Source organism: Clostridium sp. Marseille-Q2269 (assembly GCF_943736985.1).
GTDB lineage: Bacteria > Bacillota > Clostridia > Clostridiales > Clostridiaceae > Clostridium_F.
The window spans coordinates 117,969-139,679 of the sequence record NZ_CALSFS010000006.1 but is presented as its reverse complement, the minus strand read 5'-3'; the positions used below and the strand labels follow the sequence as shown (position 1 = coordinate 139,679).

The window sequence follows — 21,711 nt, the reverse complement described above, 5'->3', positions numbered from 1 at the left end:
TTAATATATTTAAAGTATTTTATCCAATTATCTAATCGTTTCATAAAAACAATTCGGATGCACATTGGTATTCTATCCATCCTAATAAATTTTTACAAATTTATTTATAATACTAATATTTTAGGAGGGATACCACATGCGTAATACTGTATCAACTTTTCAAGAATTAAAAAATAAAGGTGAAAAAATAACTATGTTAACTGCCTATGATTATTCTATGGCAAAATTAATGGACTCCTCTGGTATTAATGGAATACTAGTTGGTGACTCATTAGGGATGGTCTGTCTAGGATATGAGAACACATTAAGTGTAACTATGGAGGATATGCTACATCATACAAAAGCTGTAGTAAGAGGATCTTCTAATGCCTTAGTTGTTGGGGACATGCCTTTTATGTCTTACCAAACTTCTACTTACGATGCTGTTTACAATGCAGGAAGATTTATAAAAGAAGCAGGAGCTCACGCTGTTAAATTAGAAGGTGGTGCTACTGTAGCTGATGAAGTTAAAGCTATAGTTAAAGCTCAAATTCCTGTAATGGGACATATAGGTCTAACACCTCAATCTGTAAACATGTTTGGAGGATTTAAAGTACAAGGAAAAAACGAAGAAGTGGCAAAAAAACTAATAGAAGATGCTAAAATTTTAGAACATGCAGGAGCTTTTTCTATAGTTTTAGAATGTATTCCTGAAAAATTATCAAAAATAATATCAGAATCTATATCTATTCCAACTATAGGTATAGGAGCAGGAAAATATTGTGATGGCCAAATATTGGTTTATCAAGATATGCTTTCTATGTTTTCAGATTTTAAACCTAAATTTGTTAAATCCTTTGCAAATGTAGGAGAATCTATAAAAGACGGTGTATCAGAATATATAAAAGAAGTTAAGGAAACTAAATTTCCTGAAGAAAAACATGGTTTTAAAATAGATGATGATGTAATAAATAAATTGTATTAGTTTTTATTAGTTACTTTAAAAAGCTAATAAATTTTAACATAATAAATTATTTAAATATTTATTTAATAATTGAAGGGACGGTGAAAGCTGATTTTGTCAGCTATACAATATGAATATAGTTCATACAACAAAAGATGTTAGAGATATAATAAAAAAATGGAAACATGAGAATTTATCTATAGGATATGTAGCTACTATGGGATATTTACATGAAGGTCATGCCTCTCTTATAAAAAAATCTAGAGAAGAAAATGATAAAGTTATAGTTTCAATTTTTGTAAATCCAATTCAATTTGGACCAAATGAAGATTATTCTAGTTATCCTAGAGATTTAAATAAAGATTCCTCCCTTTGTGAGAAATCTGGAGCAGATTTAATTTTTAATCCTGAAGTTTCAGAAATGTATCCTAACAAAATATATACCCACGTAAATGTAGATACTATTACAGAAAATCTATGTGGAACAAAAAGACCTGGTCATTTTGGAGGAGTGTGTACAGTTTTAAGTAAATTTTTTAATATAATTACCCCTACAAAAGCTTATTTTGGTGAAAAAGACGCTCAGCAGCTAGCTGTAGTAAAAAAAATGGTGCAAGACTTGAATTTTCCTATAGAAATAATAGGATGTCCTATAGTTAGAGAACCGGATGGACTAGCAAAAAGCTCAAGAAATACTTACTTAAATAATGAGGAAAGAACATCTGCATTAGTATTAAATGAAAGCTTAAAAAAAGCTTTAAATGCATTAAAATCTGGAGAGAGAAATTCAAATAATATAAAAACTATCATATTAGATACAATAAATAAAGAGCCATTAGCAAAAATAGACTATGTAAGTATAGTAGATAGCATTAATCTGCAACCTATTGAAGAAATTAACTCTTCAATATTAGTAGCTCTAGCAGTTTATATTGGTAAAACAAGACTTATAGACAACTTTACCTTTAACATATAACATTGGATTAAGTTCTGATTTTGGTTAGTTTTTAATTTTATATAAGTTTTACTAATATTATTTGATAATTTATTCATGATAAAAAATATGTACTATTCTCTATATGTAGTCCATATGTATAAAGATTATTAATATATATTTTGTATAGTCCATACAGAGTGAGAGTATATTTAAAGTGAGGTATAAATAAATGACAATAACTATGTTAAAATCAAAAATTCATAGAGCTACTGTAACAGAAGCTAATCTTAATTATATTGGAAGCATAACTATTGATAAAAAATTAATGGACGAAGCTAATATTTTAGAATACGAAAAAGTCCAAATAGTAGATATAAACAATGGAAATAGATTTGAAACCTACGTAATTGCTGGTAAAAAAAATAGTGGTGTAGTTTGTTTAAACGGTGCTGCCGCTAGAATGGTTCAGCCTGAAGATAGGGTGATAATAATGAGCTATTGTGATTTATCTATAGAAGAAGCAAAACATTTTAATCCTACAGTACTATTTGTAAATGAGGATAATTCTATTAGAGAAATTTCAAATTATGAAAGACATGGAGAAATAAAATAAAAAATTTTACATCTTTTACTTATATTTTATATAGTTTTGGAAATACTAACAATATATAAATCACATAAGGAGATGTAAATATGAGAACATTAGATATTATTGCCCTTATATTAGTAGTAATTGGTGCTATAAATTGGGGACTTATAGGATTTTTCAGCTTTGACTTAGTTGCAGCTTTATTCGGAACTATGTCTGCATTTTCAAGAGTTGTATATGCTCTTGTAGGTATAGCAGGTTTATACGCAATTTCATTCTTCGGAAAAGATAGAGAAACCAGAGAAGAAAGATAAGGAAAGTGCTAAAAGCACTTTCCTTTTTTTTATGCATCTATTTCTAAATTTTGTTGAAAATTTTCTTCTTCTACATCATTTCGTTTACCTATAAATCTAACCAATACTCCAACTACAGCTATTGCCAATGGCAGAAGCATATATATTGGTAATCCTAAACCTGCCGGAAGATATCCAAATACTATTGTGCATCCTGCTATAGTTAAAGCATATACAATTTGTGTTGAAGTATGATCTAAATGATCGCAAGCAGATCCCATAGAAGACATTATAGTTGTATCTGATATTGGAGAACAGTGATCTCCAAATATTGCCCCAGTTAAAACCGCACTTACACTTAATACTACGTAACCTGACTCTGGTGATATAGCATAAGCTAATGGTATAGTTAAAGGCATTAATATACCCATTGTTCCATAAGCCGATCCTGTTGAAAAAGATATAATAGATCCGAATATAAATATTATACTTGGCAACAAAAATTTTGGTATAGAATGAGATAAAATTGAAACTAAGAATGTAGCTGTTCCAAGTTCTTTTATAACTGCACTTAAAGACCAAGCAAGAAGTAATATAACTGCTGTTATAATTAAAGACTTCATTCCTGTAACCCAAACCTCTATAGCTTCTCCTACTTTAAATATCTTTTGTGAAGCTCCCATTAATATTGCTACGATACTTGCAAGTACTGCTGATTGAAATAAAACTATACTGGCATCTGATGCACTAAAAGTTTCTCTTAAAGCATCAAATGATGCCGGTGAATTTTGTAGCAATTGTATTAATGATTGATCTTTTCCAGCCATTATAACTTGATAACCATTATAATAAAAGCCAGCAAAAGCTCCAAATATTAATATTGCTATAGGAATTATAGCATTCCAAATACTTAATTTTATTCCTTCTGCTGGTTCGAGTTCTGTAGTCTCTTCAGAAACCATTGGCTTTGCTGTATCAGATAAAAGCTTACCTGTAATTCTTGCTCTTCTTTCAGCTTTAAGCATTGGTCCAAAATCTCTTCCCATTAAAGCTATAAAAAATATGAATACTAATATTAATATATTATAAAATCTATAAGGTATAGTTGACAAAAATAAACCATAAGCATTTACACTTTGACCTATACCTGCATAGGCATCTTTTATTAAACTTATTTCATATCCTATCCATGTAGATATAACCGCTATACCAGCTATTGGTGCTGCTGTACCATCTATTATAAAGGATAATTTTTCTCTAGATATTTTCATTTTATCTGCAACAGGTCTCATTATAGGTCCTACTATAAGAGCATTAGCATAATCATCAAAGAAAACTAATATACCCAAAATCAAAGTTATAATTTGAGTACTTCTTGGTGTTTTAGCTTTTTTAGCCAAAGACTCCGCAACGGCTTTAGCCCCACCCATTTTAGAAATTACTGCAATAAGTCCACCTATAACCATACATTGAAGTATTATTCCTGCATTCCAAGGATCTGCAAGAGAGCCCAGTATTCTATTTATTAAATCTAAAAAAGCTTTGAAAATAGCACCGAATATGTTGTTTCCATTTATGTGTAATAAAAGACTTCCACTAAAAACACCTAGTGCTAAAGAGATAACTACATTTTTTGTAATAAATGCTAACACAATAGCTATTACTGGTGGTAAAATGGTCCATATGCCAAGTCTACCAGCATTTTGTGCTACCACCTTAGGATCTAGATCTGCGGCTAATACTGACATGTTGCTAAACAATAATATCATTAGAACAAATGAAAAAGTTAATAATATTCCCCTATTTTTTCTCATAAAAATCTCCTCCTCTATTTATAAATTTTAAGCTATATAAGCTTAAAAATTTAAGTGAATACGGGGAGGAAAACCATCATCAAAAACAAAAAAGCCTTAAGCTTTACACTCAAGGCATATAAACGTACTTTAGTTGTGCCACATGAATAAAACAGTACGAATACTTTGAATGATAGCTCTCCACAAAATAAATTTGTGACAGTGTTACACATATTCTATGCAACCCCAGCGTACAACTTTAAAGTCTCAGTTGTATACTTCGGCCATATTTCCTTTCCTTTTACTTCATAGTGCTTCCCTCTGTAAAAGTACTAATCAATACCGCACCTCTATCTACTTACTATTCACTTTTAATATATTATATTATTAATTCATACCATAGTCAAGGTATTTTTGGAAATGATTTTCATACTTTTATAATATTTTTTAATTTAACCAATAAAAACAGTATAAATTTATTAATATTATTGTTTGAATTTATTTTTTTATAACACTTTTTTTAAAAACTCTTTGGTTCTCTCTTCCTTAGGGCATGTAAAGAATATATCTGGACTAGACTCTTCTATAAAATTCCCACCATCCATAAAAATAACTCTATCTGCAACTTCCTTTGCAAATCCCATTTCATGAGTTACAACCACCATAGTCATACCTTCTTCTGCTAAATTTTTCATAACAGTTAAAACTTCTCCTACTAATTCTGGATCCAAAGCGGAAGTTGGTTCATCAAAAAGCATTATATCTGGATTCATAGCTAGAGCCCTTGCAATGGCTACCCTCTGCTTTTGCCCTCCAGATAATTTGCTAGGATAGTACTCCATCTTATCTTGAAGTCCTACTTTTTTAAGTAGATCTTTAGCTCTTTTTAAAACTTCTTCTTTATTTTCACCTTTAGAAACTAAAGGTCCTATCATTACATTATTTAATACAGTCATGTGAGGGAACAAATTAAAATTTTGAAACACCATCCCCATCTTAGAACATACTTCTTTCATGGATTTCTTATTATTAGCATCTAAAAGCCTTCCTTCAACTTCTATAGATCCATTATCTATTTCCTCTAATGCATTTAAACATCTTAAAAAAGTACTTTTACCTGAACCAGAAGATCCTATTATTACTACAACTTCTCCTTTTGTAATCTTAAGGTTTAAATCCTTAAAAACCACTAAATCACCAAAAACTTTTTTTATATTTTTAGTTTCTATCATAACCTGATTTTCATTTGTAACTTTATTATACTCATTTATATTTAAGGATTGTTCCATAATTATTCCTCCCATTAATTTACTGTTCATTAATGCATTTCATCACTTTATCTTAATACAGCAATAAAATATATACTAATACTTTATCATATTAAGTTCTATTTGAAAATAACAAAATAAAATTTTTATAAACAAATCAAGTTTCTTTATATATATTCCCTAAAATCACTTTAAACACAGCATCATAGCAATGAGTTTTGTAATATAAAAAAAGTTCTTCCTATAAAAATAAAATTATAAGAAAAACCAAAGTAAAATTGTAAAGGGGATCATAGAAGTTATATATATCAAATTAAAAGATACTAGCATATTAAAAATTTATATTTAAATTTAAAGATTCCTTATAACTGCTTTTGTAAACTCTTCTGTGGTAGAAGTTCCACCTAAGTCTTCTGTAAAATATTTACCTTCTCTAAATACTTTCTCTATTGAATCTTCAATTTTTTTAGCTTTTTCATTTTCTCCAAGATATTTAAGCATCATAACTCCACTTAATATGCATGCTGTTGGATTAGCTTTATTTTGTCCTGCAATATCAGGAGCTGCACCATGAGCTGATTCAAATACCGCTCCTTTATCACCTATATTAGCTCCAGGAAGTAATCCCAATCCACCAACTAAACCAGCTGCCATATCTGATAAAATATCTCCATATAGATTAGGCATTACTAAAACATCATATTTTTCTGGATTTAAAACTAATTTCATAGCCATAGCATCTACTATTACATCATCAAATTCTATATCACTATTTTTACTTCCAACCTCTCTTGAACATTTTAAAAATAATCCATCAGATAACTTCATTATATTGGCTTTATGCACTGCAGTAACTTTATTTCTATTTTCTTTTCTTGCTATATCAAAAGCATATTCTACTATTCTATCACTGGCTTTTTTAGTAATTACTTTTATACTTTCTGCAACATCATCACCAATCATATGCTCAATGCCTGCATACAAATCTTCTGTATTTTCTCTTACAATTATTAAATCTACATTATCATATCTAGATTTTATTCCTTTATAACTTTTTACAGGTCTTATATTGGCATATAAATTTAAACTTTTTCTTAATGTAACATTTACGCTTCTAAATCCCTTTCCTATAGGAGTAGTTATAGGTCCTTTAAGTGCTACTTTATTCTCTTTTATACTATCTAAAACATATTCTGGAAGAGGAGTTTTATATTCATCTAAAACTTTTTCTCCCGCTTCTACTATATGCCAATTAATATCTACTCCTGTTGCATCTATAATTTTTCTTGCAGCTTCAGTTACTTCTGGTCCTATACCATCTCCTGGTATTAAAGTTATATTATATCTCACCATGTACCCTCCAAATATTTATTTTTTTATCAGGTTTAATAATCCTCCATTTAAGATCATGTTCTTTTGTCTGCCTGTTGATTCCAATAAAGTTTTGTATTTTATATTTTTAGTTTTATTTATTACTTCTATGTTTCCTGTTTCCACCTGACTTAATGTGTCTTCTATAATTAACTCATCCATTTCATCAATAGAGTTATAATCTTCCTCACATTGAAAAACTAAAGGTAATATACCATTATTTATTAGGTTTGCTTTATGAATTCTAGCAAAAGATTTTGCTAAAACAGCTTTTATTCCTAAATATAAAGGGGCTAAAGCTGCATGTTCTCTACTAGAACCTTGTCCATAATTTGTACCTGCCACTATTATACCTCCACCATTTTTCTTTGCTTTTTCAGGGAATTTTTCATCACAAGGAGTTAAGCAGAAGTTTGATAAATATGGAACATTAGATCTATAAGGTAAAAGTTTAGCGTTAGATGGCATTATATGATCTGTTGTAATATTATCTTCTACCTTAGTTAACACCTTTCCCACTACTAATTCTTTTAATGCTTCTGATTTAGGGAAAGGCTTTATATTAGGGCCTCTCTTAACCTCTATATGTTCTCCCTCTTTTGCTGGTGGCACTATTAAATTATCATTAATCAAAAATTTATTAGGCATTTTTATATCTTCAAAAGTATCTAATTCTGTAGGGTCTGTTATATATCCTGTTAATGCTGAAACGGCTGCTACTTCTGGACTTACCAAATATACATTAGCTGATTTAGTTCCAGATCTCCCTTGAAAATTTCTATTGAAAGTTCTTAAAGATACCGCATCTGTGCAAGGAGATTGACCCATTCCTATGCATGGCCCACAGGCACATTCTAATATTCTTGCTCCTGCCATACCTAGATTTGTCAAAGCTCCGTTGTCAGCCATCATATTTAAAACTTGTTTAGACCCTGGAGCTATAACCAAAGATACATTTTCTGATATAGTTTTTCCCTTTAATATACTAGCTGTTCTTAACATATCTGTATAAGAAGAATTTGTACAGCTACCTATAGCAACTTGGTTAACCTTTATACTTTTAAGTTTTGATACAGGAACCACATTATCAGGACTGTGGGGGCAAGCTGCTAAAGGCTTTAACTCTGATAAATTTATTTCTACTTCTTCATCATAAATGGCATCTTCATCTGCTACTAAATACTTATAATCTTCTTCTCTTTCTTGAGCCCTTAAAAACTCTCTAGTAATATTATCTGATGGGAATATTGATGTTGTAGCACCTAATTCCGCTCCCATATTAGTTATAGTTGCTCGCTCTGGAACCGTAAGAGTTTCTACTCCTTCTCCTACATATTCAAATATTTTTCCCACTCCACCTTTTACAGATAATCTTCTTAAAAGTTCTAATATAACATCCTTTGCAGATACAAAAGGTCTTAATTCTCCTGTTAAATTCACCTTAACTACTTTAGGCATATTTATATAATATTCTCCACCAGCCATAGCCACTGCTACATCTAGCCCACCGGCCCCTATTGCTAGCATTCCTATTCCACCTCCCGTTGGAGTATGGCTATCAGAGCCTAATAAAGTTTCTCCTGGAACACCAAACCTTTCTAAATTAACCTGATGACATATACCGTTACCCGGCTTTGAAAAATAAATTCCATGCTTTTTAGCAACAGTTTGTATATATAAATGGTCATCAGCATTTTCTGGCCCTGACTGTAACATATTATGATCTATATAGGCTACAGATCTTTTAGTTTTTACTCTATCTATACCCAATGCTTCAAACTGAAGATAAGCCATGGTTCCAGTAGAATCTTGAGTTAATGTATTATCTATTTTAATTGCAATCTCTTGTCCTTTAACCATACTTCCTTTTATTAAATGAGATTTAATTATTTTCTCTGTTAAAGTTAAACCCAAAGGTTATTCCCCCAATCAATTTGTATTTCTATATTTTATTTATATAACTGATTTTTATTTATATCTTCTAACTTATTTTTTCTTCCTTAATACTGATATACTTTTTAAAATTGTGTTCTATATTTCATTTAATTATATTTTCTATAGACCGTTTTTTATAAGTATACATTAACAATTAGCTGGCTCTTTGAAACAATTCTGGTATAAGTTGTTTCACTATAATCTCTAATTCATTATTTCCTATTATAGTTGTTCTGCCATTTTCATATTGATTATCTACCCATTCTTTTATAGCAAAGATTCTTTCATCTTTTTTATCTATCTTATTTTCACCTTTTAATTTGAAATAAGTATTTATCCATGCCGCAATTCCAGCCAATCCTGAATATTGATTTACTGCAACAACAACTGGTCTATCTAAAATTTTTTCTGTATTGAAAATATTATATATTTCTTCATTTTTTAATATTCCATCTGCATGAATGCCAGCCCTTGTAACATTAAATTCACTTCCAATAAAGGGTGCTCTAGGAGGTATGTTATACTTCATTTCTCTCTCAAAATATTCTGCTATTTCGTTTATAACATGCAAATTCATATTGGCCGTATTCCCCTTCAATTGTGCATATTCTATAATCATAGCCTCTAATGGACAATTTCCTGTTCTTTCTCCTATACCCAAAAGAGAAGTATTTACAGATGAACATCCATAAAGCCATGATGTAGAAGCATTAGCTACTACTCCATAAAAATCATTATGTCCATGCCACTCTATTCTTTCAGAAGGAATATCACAACAATACTTAAGTCCATGAATAATTCCTTGAACGCTCCTTGGAAGTGAAGCACCACTATAAGGTACTGCTAATCCCAAAGTATCACAAGCTCTTATTTTAACAGAAATATTAGCTTTTCTTGAAAGCTCCATTAACTTATTTACAAAAGGAACTACAAATCCATAAAAATCTGCCCTTGTTATATCTTCTAAATGACACCTTGGAACAATACCATTAGCTAAAGCTTCCTCAGCAATTTCCAAATACATATTCATAGCATTTTCTCTAGTAGTATTAAGTTTTTTAAATATATGATAATCTGAGCAAGACATAAGCATACCAGTTTCTTTTATTCCCATTTCCTTAACCAATTTAAAATCTTCCTTATTTGCTCTTATCCAGGATGTAATTTCAGGGAATTCATACCCTTTATTTAAACATATTTCTGCTGCTTTTCTATCTTTCTGTGAATATAAGAAAAACTCTGTTTGTTTAATTATGCCAGATCCATTATCTAATTTGTGAAGATAATCATATATTTTTACTATTTGCTCTGTAGTATATGGTGGCATTGATTGCTGTCCATCTCTAAATGTTGTATCTGTAATCCATATATTGTCTGGTAAATCCATAGGCACCTGTATATCATTAAAAGTTACCTTGGGTATTTTATCATATGGAAACAAATCTTTATACAAGTTAGGACTTGATATATTTTGAAGCCAGTGATTATATGAAGACTTAGTTACTTTAACCATCATAATTCCCCCTAAATTTATTTATACATATTCCCCTATATGTCTTCCTTAAAGCTATATTATGAATTTTTTATTTTTTTTCATTCATTTTGTGAATTTTACATATCATATTATAATTAAACACCATATTAAATATTTATTAATACCACTTCCCATTAAAGACCTAATCTAAAGTCATATATTATTTGTATAATTGGTATTCTATCATTGGTTCAGAAATTAATCAACCATATTTTTTCTTCAATTTTGCAATTTAAAATAATTATATTGCAATTGTATGTTTTTGCTTTAAAAATCTTACAATTGATATTTTTTATTTTATTCTTGCAAAATTTCTTCTTTAAAATAAAAAAAGAAGCATAAGGATTAATCCTTACACTTTTTTTTCCTTACGTTATCTAATTCTTTTTGTATAATTTCTTTAATAGTCTCAGATAAATTGTTTTGTTCTTCTTTAGAAAGTTTCTTAGGATCTATTGGTGGACATATTATTAAATCTACATCTGCGGCCTTTATTTTACCGCCATTAACTTCTCTTACCTTATATGTCCCATCAATAGCTATAGGTACTATAGGCACTCCTGCTTTTATTCCTAACTTCATACTTCCTTTTTTAAATTCTCCTAATTTTTCACCCTTACTTCTTGTGCCTTCTGGAAATATCAACATACTATATCCATTTTTTAAATTGTCTACACCTTCATTTATGGTTTTTATTGCTGCTCTAATATTTTCTCTATCAATAAATACACATTTCATTTGCCTCATCCAATATGTTAGTATTCTAAGCTTTAGCATTTCCTTTTTAGCTACAAAACCCACATATTTATCTAAAGATGAAATTACAACTGGAATATCTAACAATCCTTGATGATTTCCAACATATAAACACGAACCTTCTGGAATATTTTCTAATCCCTTTTTATTTATTTTTATCCCTATCCCTTTAACTATAAAATTAGCCCAACCTAAAACGCTCTTATTAATGTATTTATCTATTTCCTCTTTATTCCCTTTTATTTTCAAGTATTTTAATTTTATTATCCTTAAAAGGGATAAAAGCATATAGAATCCAAAACCCAAATATAAAATAAATGATTTCATTTTTAATTCTCTCCTTTTGTTATGTAATTTCCCTATATTATTATAATATATATGTAAAAACTTATCTACTTCTGGTTAATTTATGTTAAAATTAAATAATATATGCTTTATTTAACATAACACAAGGAGTTGAACTTATGAAACTTAAGAAAAAAAATTTAATAACTGTATGTTTATTGGTATGTTTATCAATTATATTCACAGCTTGTTCCCCACAATCCATTAGCACTAATAATACATCTGAATTAAAAGTTCATTATATAAATGTTGGACAAGGGGACAGTATCTTAATCCAAACAAAGAATGAAAACATATTAATAGATGCTGGTACCAGAAAGGATTCTCATAGTGTAATAGATTATTTAAAAAAACAAAATATAAAAAAATTAGATTATGTAATAGCTACTCATCCTCATGAAGATCATATAGGTGGAATGCCAAAAGTTATTGATGAATTCGAAATAAAAAATTTTTATGCTCCTAAGAAAACAACAAACACTAAAATCTTTAAAGACATGATATTAGGACTTAAAAAGAAAAATTTAAAAATTAATGTAGCTAAAGCTGGGGTATCTTTAAATCTATCAAATAATGTGATATTAAATTTTTTAGCTCCAGTTAAGAATAATTATAATAATTTAAATGATTACTCTGCAGTAGTAAAAATAATTGATGGCAATACAAAATTTTTATTCACAGGCGATGCAGAAAAAAACAGTGAAAAAGACATGTTAAATTCCAATGCTGATCTATCTTCAGATGTACTTAAAATAGGTCATCATGGCAGTCATTCATCATCATCTAAAGAATTTTTGGATAAAGTTGATCCTAAAATAGCTATAATAAGTTGTGGCAAAAATAACGATTATGGACATCCTCACAAAGAAACTATGAAAGAGTTACAAAAAAGAAATATTAAAATTTATAGAACAGATATAGATGATAATATAGTTTTAACAAGTGATGGGAAGAATATTAAAAAGAATTAGAATATAGATTTAATTTTAACACCCTAAAAATAAAAAACAGATTAATAAATTATTGATTCTTCTGAGTAGTTCTAAATATGAATATTAAAATTAAACTTTTATATGCAAATAAAGATGTTGGAATAAAATACACCAACATCTTTTTTATATTAATATTATTAGTCAAAAAATAAAAATGGCTCCGCGAAAAGGATTCGAACCTTCAACCTATCGGTTAACAGCCGAGTGCTCCACCGTTGAGCTATCGCGGAATATTTTTATCTGGCAACGACCTACTCTTCCACAGAGCTTCCCCTGCAGTACCATTGGCGCTTTGAAGCTTAACCTTCGTGTTCGGCATGGGAACGGGTGTTACCTTCAAGCCATAATCACCAGATATTTAAATTCTTAAATCTTCGATTTCTAGAAGTTAAATACTCATCAGCTCCGCTGAGGAGTTTCCCGTAATTCTATAATCTACGATTTCGTTTTAAATTAGTACTCATTAATATAATGAGTTTCTATTGAAAGAATGTTCTTTCAAAATTACACAGTGAATTTTATTTTGGTCAAGCCCTCGACTTATTAGTATCAGTCAACTTAACATGTTGCCATGCTTACATCTCTGACCTATCAACCTGGTGTTCTTCCAGGAGTCTTACTAGCTTACGCTATGGGAAATCTAATCTTGAGGTTGGCTTCACGCTTAGATGCTTTCAGCGTTTATCCAGTCCCAACATAGCTACCCAGCTGTGCCACTGGCGTGACAACTGGTGCACCAGAGGTTGGTCCATCCCGGTCCTCTCGTACTAAGGACAGCTCCTCTCAAATTTCCTACGCCCGCGACGGATAGGGACCGAACTGTCTCACGACGTTCTGAACCCAGCTCGCGTGCCGCTTTAATGGGCGAACAGCCCAACCCTTGGGACCTACTTCAGCCCCAGGATGCGACGAGCCGACATCGAGGTGCCAAACCTCCCCGTCGATGTGGACTCTTGGGGGAGATCAGCCTGTTATCCCCGAGGTAGCTTTTATCCGTTGAGCGATGGCCCTCCCACGAGGTACCACCGGATCACTAAGCCCGACTTTCGTCCCTGCTCCACCTGTATGTGTCGCAGTCAAGCTCCCTTCTGCCTTTGCACTCTTCGCGCGATTTCCGACCGCGCTGAGGGAACTTTTGGGCGCCTCCGTTACTTTTTAGGAGGCGACCGCCCCAGTCAAACTGCCCACCTAACAATGTCCCGTGACCAGATTCATGGCCGCCGGTTAGAACCCCAGTACTGTCAGGGTGGTATCCCAAGGTTGACTCCACTCAGGCTGACGCCCAAGTTTCCAAGTCTCCCACCTATCCTGTACAGACAATACCGAGATTCAATGCTAAGCTACAGTAAAGCTCTACGGGGTCTTTCCGTCCAATCGCGGGTAGCAAGCATCTTCACTTGCACTACAATTTCGCCGGATTTGCTGTTGAGACAGTGCCCAAATCATTACGCCATTCGTGCGGGTCGGAACTTACCCGACAAGGAATTTCGCTACCTTAGGACCGTTATAGTTACGGCCGCCGTTTACTGGGGCTTAAGTTCACACCTTCGCTTACGCTAAGTGTTCCCCTTAACCTTCCAGCACCGGGCAGGCGTCAGCCCCTATACATCAGCTTTCGCTTTAGCAGAGACCTGTGTTTTTGCTAAACAGTTGCTTGGGCCTATTCTCTGCGGCCTACTTTCGTAGGCACCCCTTCTCCCGAAGTTACGGGGTCAATTTGCCGAGTTCCTTAACAGCAATTCTTCCGATGGCCTTAGGATTCTCTCCTCACCTACCTGTGTCGGTTTGCGGTACGGGCACCTATTCACTCGATAGAGGCTTTTCTTGGCAGTGTGGAATCAGATACTTCGCCATAATGGCTCCCCATTACACCTCAGCTTAGCTTGACGGATTTGCCTATCAAGCATGCCTAAGTGCTTAGACGCACATCCAATAGTGCGCACATCTTATCCTTCTGCGTCACCCCATTTCTCAAACGTAAATAGGCGGTATCGGAATATCAACCGATTGTCCATCACCTACGCCTTTCGGCCTCGGCTTAGGTCCCGACTAACCCTGAGCGGACGAACCTTCCTCAGGAAACCTTAGGTTTTCGGCCAATAAGATTCTCACTTATTTCTCGCTACTTATGCCAGCATTCTCACTTCTGTACAGTCCACCGCTCCTTACGGTACGACTTCAACCCATACAGAAAGCTCCCCTACCATATATACGTAGTATACATCCATAGCTTCGGTGGTAAGTTTGAGCCCCGGACATTTTCGGCGCAGGATCTCTTGACTAGTGAGCTATTACGCACTCTTTAAATGAGTGGCTGCTTCTAAGCCAACATCCTAGTTGTCTTAGAAATCCCACATCCTTTTCCACTTAACTTACACTTTGGGACCTTAGCTGATGGTCTGGGCTGTTTCCCTTTTGACTACGGATCTTATCATTCGCAGTCTGACTGCCGTGATACAAGTACATGGCATTCGGAGTTTGATAGGGTTCGGTAACTACTATAGCCCCTAGCCCATTCAGTGCTCTACCTCCATTACTTAATTACACGACGCTAGCCCTAAAGCTATTTCGGGGAGAACCAGCTATCTCCGAGTTCGATTGGAATTTCTCCGCTATCCACAGCTCATCCCATGGTTTTTCAACACCAACGTGGTTCGGTCCTCCACGAGATTTTACTCTCGCTTCAACCTGGCCATGGATAGGTCACCCGGTTTCGGGTCTACACCATGCAACTTTTCGCCCTTTTCAGACTCGGTTTCCCTTCGGCTCCATACCTTAAGTACTTAACCTTGCTACATAATGTAACTCGCTGGCTCGTTCTACAAAAAGCACATCGTCACACTTTAACGTGCTCCGATCGGTTGTAGGCACACGGTTTCAGGTTCTATTTCACTCCCCTTCCGGGGTTCTTTTCACCTTTCCCTCACGGTACTGCTTCACTATCGGTCACTAGGTAGTATTTAGCCTTGGGAGGTGGTCCTCCCTGCTTCCCACAAGGTTTCACGTGTCTCGTGGTACTCTGGATTAGATCTTAAAGTCTTCTCTTTTCATCTACAGGACTATTACCTTCTGTGGTAGGGCGTTCCAGCCCTTTTCGATTAAGATACCTCTTCTTTTATGATCTATCCGCAACCCCAGAAACAAGTTTCTGGTTTGGGCTCTTTCCCGTTCGCTCGCCGCTACTTAGGAAATCGATTTTTCTTTCTCTTCCTCCGGGTACTTAGATGTTTCAGTTCCCCGGGTTTACCCTTATACACCTATGTATTCAGTGCATAATACATGGGGTTACCCATGTGAGTTTCCTCATTCGGAAATCCTTGGATCTCAGCCTATTTGCGGCTACCCAAGGCTTATCGCAGCTTATCGCGTCCTTCTTCGGCTCCTAGTGCCAAGGCATTCACCATGCGCCCTTTGTAGCTTGACCTATTAAGAATTCTTTAAATCTTAGATTTATTAGAATTCTGTACTCCTCAGCATTACTGAGTGAGTTTCATTTTAATTACAAAGGATTTTATACCTTTACTTTATTCACTGTGCAATTTTCAAAGAACATGGTGGGTCTAAATGGACTCGAACCATCGACCTCACGCTTATCAGGCGTGCGCTCTAACCAGCTGAGCTATAGACCCTCAAATGGTGGAGATAAGGAGATTCGAACTCCTGACCCCCTGCTTGCAAGGCAGGTGCTCTCCCAACTGAGCTATACCCCCACGTTTAAGTTATATTTCATAACTAATAGTTAAGATAAATTAATCTTAACTTGTTTTAATTATATAAAAGATATTGGTCTCTCAAAATTAAACAGAGAATTCAGCCTTTTAGAAAGAATTTTCTTCTTTCTATTCTCCTTAGAAAGGAGGTGATCCAGCCGCAGGTTCTCCTACGGCTACCTTGTTACGACTTCACCCCAATCACTAATCCCACCTTCGGCCGCTGGTTCCTTACGGTTACCTCACGGACTTCGGGTGTTACCAGCTCTCATGGTGTGACGGGCGGTGTGTACAAGGCCCGGGAACGTATTCACCGCGACATTCTGATTCGCGATTACTAGCAACTCCAGCTTCATGTAGGCGAGTTGCAGCCTACAATCCGAACTGAGATAGGTTTTTGAGTTTGGCTCCACCTCACGGTCTTGCGTCTCTCTGTACCTACCATTGTAGCACGTGTGTAGCCCTGGACATAAGGGGCATGATGATTTGACGTCATCCCCACCTTCCTCCTGGTTACCCAGGCAGTCTCATTAGAGTGCTCAACTTAATGGTAGCAACTAATAACAAGGGTTGCGCTCGTTGCAGGACTTAACCTAACATCTCACGACACGAGCTGACGACAACCATGCACCACCTGTCTCCTTGCCCCGAAGGGCTTCACCTATCTCTAGGCTATGCAAGGGATGTCAAGTCCAGGTAAGGTTCTTCGCGTTGCTTCGAATTAAACCACATGCTCCGCTGCTTGTGCGGGCCCCCGTCAATTCCTTTGAGTTTTAATCTTGCGACCGTACTCCCCAGGCGGGATACTTATTGTGTTAACTGCGGCACAGGGGGAGTTGATACCCCCTACACCTAGTATCCATCGTTTACGGCGTGGACTACCAGGGTATCTAATCCTGTTTGCTACCCACGCTTTCGTGCCTCAGCGTCAGTTTCAGTCCAGAAAGCCGCCTTCGCCACTGGTGTTCTTCCTAATCTCTACGCATTTCACCGCTACACTAGGAATTCCGCTTTCCTCTCCTGCACTCTAGATATCCAGTTTGCAATGCAGCCCCCAGGTTAAGCCCGCGGATTTCACATCCCACTTAAACATCCGCCTACGCACCCTTTACGCCCAGTAAATCCGGACAACGCTCGCCACCTACGTATTACCGCGGCTGCTGGCACGTAGTTAGCCGTGGCTTCCTCCTCTAGTACCGTCATTATCGTCCTAGAAAACAGGGCTTTACAATCCGAAGACCTTCATCACCCACGCGGCGTTGCTGCGTCAGGGTTTCCCCCATTGCGCAATATTCCCCACTGCTGCCTCCCGTAGGAGTCTGGACCGTGTCTCAGTTCCAATGTGGCCGATCACCCTCTCAGGTCGGCTACGCATCGTCGCCTTGGTAAGCCATTACCTTACCAACTAGCTAATGCGCCGCGGGTCCATCTCAAAGCAATAAATCTTTGATAAGAAAATCATGCGATTCTCCTATGTTATGCGGTATTAATCTTCCTTTCGAAAGGCTATCCCCCACTTTGAGGCAGGTTACCCACGTGTTACTCACCCGTCCGCCGCTAATCCACTCCCCGAAGGGAGCTTCATCGCTCGACTTGCATGTGTTAAGCACGCCGCCAGCGTTCGTCCTGAGCCAGGATCAAACTCTCAATTTTAAAGTTTAATCTCTTCTCAAATTCATTGACAAGGTTTATTACCTTATCTTACTGGCTGTTACAAGAATGTTTCTTGTTAATTCTCTGTTTAATTTTCAAAGACCATTTCTCAGTGCTTAATAATAATAGCACATTTTTTGTGATTAAGTCAACACTTTTTTATTTTTGTTGACCTGCCATCTCTCGACGACAATTAGTATTTTATCACAAACTTTAGGCTTGTATACTTCATAATATATAGTATAGTAAGATTATTTTTATAATTCTTCATTTCTCTTCATGTTTTTTATGTTTTTATATATTGACACACTTGGTACAGTTATCTTTAATTTCACATAAAAATATAAGACTATTAGCAAATCTAGTTCTGCTAACAGTCTTAATAACAATGCTTTTAGACATTTAATGAAAACTTATTACCTTTAAATAGAAAAGAATAATTAAAATTACTCCTAAAGCTATTCTATATATAGCGAACACTTTCATAGGTTTTTTCTGTAAGAATGCTATGAATTTGTCTACTACTACAAGAGCTACTACAAAGGATACTATAAATCCAACGGCTAAAGCTATTAGCTCTATAGAAGAGCATGTACTAAACACATTATGCTTTATTAATGATATACCTGATGCCCCTATCATTGCTGGTATAGCTAAAAAGAATGAAAATTCTGCTGCTACCACTGTAGATAACCCAACTATCCATGCACCTATTATAGTAGATGCAGACCTTGACATACCAGGCCATAGTGATAAGCATTGAAATAATCCTATAATAATTGCTTGTTTAGCATTTATATCATCTATACTAATTCTCTTAGAATTATTTCTATATTTATTTTCTGCATATATCATCCATATAGCTCCTACAATTAAAGCTATAGTTACAGGTAATGGGAAAAATAATTTTTCTTCAATCTTATCATTAAGAGGTAATCCTATAACTGCTGCTGGTATAGATGCAATCACTATATTTATCCAAAATTTTAATCCACATTTTTTTACTGGTACTGTACTACTAGGGAAAAAGTTTTTTAAAGTACTAAGTATTTTCTCTCGATATAAAACTACTATAGCCAGTATAGCTCCCAATTGTATAACCACACTAAACATATCTGTATACTCTTTTCTATACATTGATCCATTAAATCCTATAAGGGATCCAGCTATTATCATATGCCCTGTAGATGATACTGGCAAAAATTCTGTTATACCTTCTACTATTCCTATTATTATTGCTTTTAATATTAATAGCATTAACCTAACTCCTCACTCTCTTTTTTATTTAATACCACTATATTATACTATTTTTTATAACTTGTACAAATACATTAATAAATATATAAGAAAATAATAATTTTATTACTTTTTATAATCTATTATTACTTCTCTTATTACATCCTTACCGTTTTCTGATAACTTTATAGAATTTTGCCCTTCTTTTAATTTTAATTCAAAAATGGCATTTACTTTGCCGAAATCTCCGCCATTAACACTTATATAAAATTCTCTAACCATAACACTATTTTTAAAGGCAGCTACATAAAAACTTGGATTTACTTCTGATTTTCCTTCCATATTTTTTTTAGAAATTATTATAGTAGCCTTTTTATCATTTTCTGTATCTTTGTATTGAGATTTAGGAGATATATTAAATAAAGAATCATCATTTACAAAAATACTTGGCTTAATATATCCTTTAATAGTTTTTATTTCTGGTAGTTCTCCCTTTTTTATATATGTGATATAAGAATTGCTCTTAATTCCATCATGAATATTGTTATCAATTGCTATACTATAACTATGAAAGTATCTTTCCATTTTCTTTTTGTATTTATTTTTATTTTCAACTCCATTTATTTCTACAGAATCTATACCATTCTTTAAAATTTCTACAGCACTTAATGGCACTCCAGATTTACTAATATAACATGAATTAACTACATCTATCATTATCCACTTTTTATATTTGTCACTCCAAATTTCTGAAACTATATAAAAATCGTCTTTATTACTATGTTGGGCATCCTTAACTCTAAATTGTCCCATTCTACAATATATTCCTACCGAAGAAATACCCTCTGTAAATATTTCATTAAACTCTTTGTCTGAAACAGTTTCCCCTTCTTTATATTCTTCTAATATAGTTAAAATATCCTCTTCTTTTTTTATACTATTTTTAGCAAACTTCAATTTATTATTTAACCAATTAGTTATTTTTAAAGCTTTTCCTATATCATCTTTTTCTTTTATTACAAGCTTATCTAAAGAATACTTTGACTTTAATTGTTGAGTATTTGGGCTTTTACCATCACTATAATAGAAATGTATATTATCTCCTTCATAAATATTATCCCATTTTTCTACTATAACACCTTTATTTTTATCTCCAGCTTTACAAGAAACAAGAAATATATTAATGAAAAATATAAGCATAAAAAAGCTTAGAATTTTAAATTTTGATCTTTTTCTATACAATTTTTATTCCTCCTGTCCTAATATGAACATATTAATATATTTATCGTATATTAAGTGTACAAAATTAATTTAGTCTTTCTTTAATTTGTAAAATATATATAATATCTTTTATAACAAAAATGTATTGTAAAAATCATTCAATACACTAAAAATTTTCGTTTTAATATATTGAGCTTGTATTCATACAATACATGATTTTAATAAATATATTATGAAATTTCCAATAATTCATTTTCTTATAATCAAAGTATGCCTGCAGTACTACAAAATAATGGTAACGATTATTCATACCTTTTTAAAAATGTATCCAGTATATTTAAAAGTGATGATGATACCATAGTAAATTTTAGAAACTACTTTTACTAATGCCACAAAAAAAGTTCCTAAAACTTTTAATTTTAAAGCTGATCCTGAATATGCTAAAGCTTTGACTTTAGGAAATATAGATATGGTTAATATTTCTAATAACCATATCCATGATTATGGTGAAAAAGGTCTCCAGGATACTATGAATACGCTAAAAAATAATAATATTACCTTTTTCGGTGAGGGAAATAAAACAATTAAAGATATTAAAGGTATCAAATTTGGATTTTTAGGTTATATGGGTTTTGAAAATACAGATGAAATTAAAAGCAAAATAAAAAATCATATTTCAGATTTAAAGAACAATAATTGTAAAATTGTTATAGTTACTTTTCATTGGGGGGGTAGAAGGCAACTATAATCCTATTGATACTCAAAAAAATTTAGCTCACTTTTCTATAGATAATGGTGCTGATTTAATTATAGGTCATCATCCACATGTAGTTGAAGGATTAGAACTTTACAATAATAAGATTATATGTTATAGCTTAGGTAATTTTAATCCCAGAGATAAAGATACTTTTATATTTCAAATAAAATACGCCTTTAAGAATGATGATATAAATGATAGGAAAATAAGAATAATACCTTGCAAAATATCATCTGTTAATAATATAAATGATTATTGTCCAACGCCAGTGGAAAATGATGAAAAGGAGAGAATTCTAACAAAAATAAACGGATTATCTAAAAATTTACCGGAAAATTTGAATAATGATTTTATTAATATTAATGTAAAAAAATAAAA

15 protein-coding genes, 3 tRNA genes, 3 rRNA genes and 1 riboswitch are annotated in these 21,711 nt (G+C 33.3%); of the genes, 7 read left to right on the top strand and 14 right to left on the bottom strand.

The features are described from left to right. The first annotated feature begins 136 nt into the window (after nt 1-136). From panB to NGI68_RS09530, 4 genes are all read left to right on the top strand, one after another. A complete protein-coding gene (panB, locus tag NGI68_RS09545; RefSeq protein WP_251861239.1) occupies nt 137-964 on the top strand; it encodes a 3-methyl-2-oxobutanoate hydroxymethyltransferase in 828 nt (275 codons plus the stop codon). Nucleotides 965-1,073: 109 nt separating this feature from the next. Beyond that, nucleotides 1,074-1,919 carry a pantoate--beta-alanine ligase gene (gene panC / locus NGI68_RS09540; protein WP_251861238.1) on the top strand — a complete coding sequence of 282 codons (846 nt, stop codon included), beginning with the start codon at nt 1,074-1,076 and terminating at the stop codon, nt 1,917-1,919. Between the two features lie 190 nt (nt 1,920-2,109). Then, a complete protein-coding gene (gene panD / locus NGI68_RS09535) occupies nt 2,110-2,493 on the top strand; it encodes an aspartate 1-decarboxylase (protein WP_251861237.1) in 384 nt (127 codons plus the stop codon). An 80-nt stretch (nt 2,494-2,573) separates the two neighbouring features. Continuing rightward, nucleotides 2,574-2,783, top strand: coding sequence for a DUF378 domain-containing protein (locus NGI68_RS09530; protein ID WP_251861236.1), 210 nt, complete (start codon nt 2,574-2,576; stop codon nt 2,781-2,783). Between the two features lie 29 nt (nt 2,784-2,812). Here NGI68_RS09530 and NGI68_RS09525 read toward each other — a convergent pair whose 3' ends face one another. From NGI68_RS09525 to NGI68_RS09500, 6 genes are all read right to left on the bottom strand, one after another. Then, nucleotides 2,813-4,576: a Na+/H+ antiporter NhaC family protein gene (locus NGI68_RS09525; protein ID WP_251861235.1), complete on the bottom strand. Its 1,764-nt coding sequence runs from the start codon at nt 4,574-4,576 to the stop codon at nt 2,813-2,815. A 165-nt stretch (nt 4,577-4,741) separates the two neighbouring features. Next, nucleotides 4,742-4,916: riboswitch (Lysine riboswitch) on the bottom strand. Between the two features lie 145 nt (nt 4,917-5,061). Further along, a complete protein-coding gene (locus NGI68_RS09520; RefSeq protein WP_286010100.1) occupies nt 5,062-5,844 on the bottom strand; it encodes an amino acid ABC transporter ATP-binding protein in 783 nt (260 codons plus the stop codon). Nucleotides 5,845-6,174: 330 nt separating this feature from the next. Beyond that, nucleotides 6,175-7,173, bottom strand: coding sequence for an isocitrate/isopropylmalate dehydrogenase family protein (locus NGI68_RS09515; protein WP_251861234.1), 999 nt, complete (start codon nt 7,171-7,173; stop codon nt 6,175-6,177). Nucleotides 7,174-7,191: 18 nt separating this feature from the next. After that, nucleotides 7,192-9,108, bottom strand: coding sequence for an aconitate hydratase (locus tag NGI68_RS09510; RefSeq protein ID WP_251861233.1), 1,917 nt, complete (start codon nt 9,106-9,108; stop codon nt 7,192-7,194). Nucleotides 9,109-9,283: 175 nt separating this feature from the next. Continuing rightward, on the bottom strand, nt 9,284-10,645 hold the full coding sequence (locus NGI68_RS09505; RefSeq protein WP_251861232.1) for a hydroxymethylglutaryl-CoA lyase-like TIM-barrel protein: 1,362 nt from the start codon (nt 10,643-10,645) through the stop codon (nt 9,284-9,286). A 363-nt stretch (nt 10,646-11,008) separates the two neighbouring features. Next, on the bottom strand, nt 11,009-11,746 hold the full coding sequence (locus NGI68_RS09500) for a lysophospholipid acyltransferase family protein (protein WP_251861231.1): 738 nt from the start codon (nt 11,744-11,746) through the stop codon (nt 11,009-11,011). 137 nt (nt 11,747-11,883) lie between these two features. Here NGI68_RS09500 and NGI68_RS09495 point away from each other — a divergent pair, with 137 nt between their 5' ends. After that, nucleotides 11,884-12,735, top strand: a complete 852-nt coding sequence (locus NGI68_RS09495; protein WP_251861230.1) for a ComEC/Rec2 family competence protein — start codon at nt 11,884-11,886, stop codon at nt 12,733-12,735. A 176-nt stretch (nt 12,736-12,911) separates the two neighbouring features. On the opposite strand, the gene NGI68_RS09490 is transcribed toward NGI68_RS09495, so the two are convergent. The 8 genes from NGI68_RS09490 to NGI68_RS09455 form a co-directional block, all read right to left on the bottom strand. Beyond that, nucleotides 12,912-12,986: transfer RNA gene (locus NGI68_RS09490), tRNA-Asn, on the bottom strand. A gap of 8 nt (nt 12,987-12,994) precedes the next feature. Then, nucleotides 12,995-13,111 (bottom strand): 5S ribosomal RNA (rrf, locus tag NGI68_RS09485). A 168-nt stretch (nt 13,112-13,279) separates the two neighbouring features. Next, a 23S ribosomal RNA gene (locus NGI68_RS09480) occupies nt 13,280-16,180 on the bottom strand. A gap of 128 nt (nt 16,181-16,308) precedes the next feature. Next, nucleotides 16,309-16,385, bottom strand: a tRNA-Ile gene (locus NGI68_RS09475). Nucleotides 16,386-16,390: 5 nt separating this feature from the next. Further along, a tRNA-Ala gene (locus tag NGI68_RS09470) sits at nt 16,391-16,466 on the bottom strand. Between the two features lie 142 nt (nt 16,467-16,608). After that, nucleotides 16,609-18,119 (bottom strand): 16S ribosomal RNA (locus NGI68_RS09465). Together the 16S, 23S and 5S rRNA genes with 3 tRNA genes alongside form the textbook arrangement of a ribosomal RNA operon. Before the next feature lie 402 nt (nt 18,120-18,521). Then, the gene (locus tag NGI68_RS09460; protein ID WP_251861229.1) at nt 18,522-19,376 is read right to left on the bottom strand and encodes an undecaprenyl-diphosphate phosphatase; all 855 of its coding nucleotides are present in this window, start codon (nt 19,374-19,376) and stop codon (nt 18,522-18,524) included. Nucleotides 19,377-19,481: 105 nt separating this feature from the next. Then, on the bottom strand, nt 19,482-20,555 hold the full coding sequence (locus NGI68_RS09455) for a transglutaminase domain-containing protein (protein ID WP_502799381.1): 1,074 nt from the start codon (nt 20,553-20,555) through the stop codon (nt 19,482-19,484). A gap of 385 nt (nt 20,556-20,940) precedes the next feature. Here NGI68_RS09455 and NGI68_RS09450 point away from each other — a divergent pair, with 385 nt between their 5' ends. Continuing rightward, nucleotides 20,941-21,324: a CapA family protein gene (locus NGI68_RS09450; RefSeq protein WP_251861316.1), complete on the top strand. Its 384-nt coding sequence runs from the start codon at nt 20,941-20,943 to the stop codon at nt 21,322-21,324. Then, nucleotides 21,299-21,709 carry a CapA family protein gene (locus NGI68_RS17085; protein WP_353505374.1) on the top strand — a complete coding sequence of 137 codons (411 nt, stop codon included), beginning with the start codon at nt 21,299-21,301 and terminating at the stop codon, nt 21,707-21,709. The genes NGI68_RS09450 and NGI68_RS17085 overlap by 26 nt, the downstream gene beginning before the upstream one ends. Nucleotides 21,710-21,711 lie beyond the last annotated feature (2 nt).

Bases quoted from the DNA above. Each gene is read 5' to 3' on its own strand.
- NGI68_RS09505 (WP_251861232.1), bottom strand. From the start codon at position 10,645: ATGATGGTTAAAGTAACTAAGTCTTCATATAATCACTGGCTTCAAAAT.
- NGI68_RS09455 (WP_502799381.1), bottom strand. From the start codon at position 20,555: ATGCTTATATTTTTCATTAATATATTTCTTGTTTCTTGTAAAGCTGGA.
- NGI68_RS09495 (WP_251861230.1), top strand. From the start codon at position 11,884: ATGAAACTTAAGAAAAAAAATTTAATAACTGTATGTTTATTGGTATGT.
- panB (WP_251861239.1), top strand. From the start codon at position 137: ATGCGTAATACTGTATCAACTTTTCAAGAATTAAAAAATAAAGGTGAA.
- panC (WP_251861238.1), top strand. From the start codon at position 1,074: ATGAATATAGTTCATACAACAAAAGATGTTAGAGATATAATAAAAAAA.
- NGI68_RS09520 (WP_286010100.1), bottom strand. From the start codon at position 5,844: ATGGAACAATCCTTAAATATAAATGAGTATAATAAAGTTACAAATGAA.
- NGI68_RS09525 (WP_251861235.1), bottom strand. From the start codon at position 4,576: ATGAGAAAAAATAGGGGAATATTATTAACTTTTTCATTTGTTCTAATG.
- NGI68_RS09530 (WP_251861236.1), top strand. From the start codon at position 2,574: ATGAGAACATTAGATATTATTGCCCTTATATTAGTAGTAATTGGTGCT.
- NGI68_RS09460 (WP_251861229.1), bottom strand. From the start codon at position 19,376: ATGCTATTAATATTAAAAGCAATAATAATAGGAATAGTAGAAGGTATA.
- panD (WP_251861237.1), top strand. From the start codon at position 2,110: ATGACAATAACTATGTTAAAATCAAAAATTCATAGAGCTACTGTAACA.
- NGI68_RS09500 (WP_251861231.1), bottom strand. From the start codon at position 11,746: ATGAAATCATTTATTTTATATTTGGGTTTTGGATTCTATATGCTTTTA.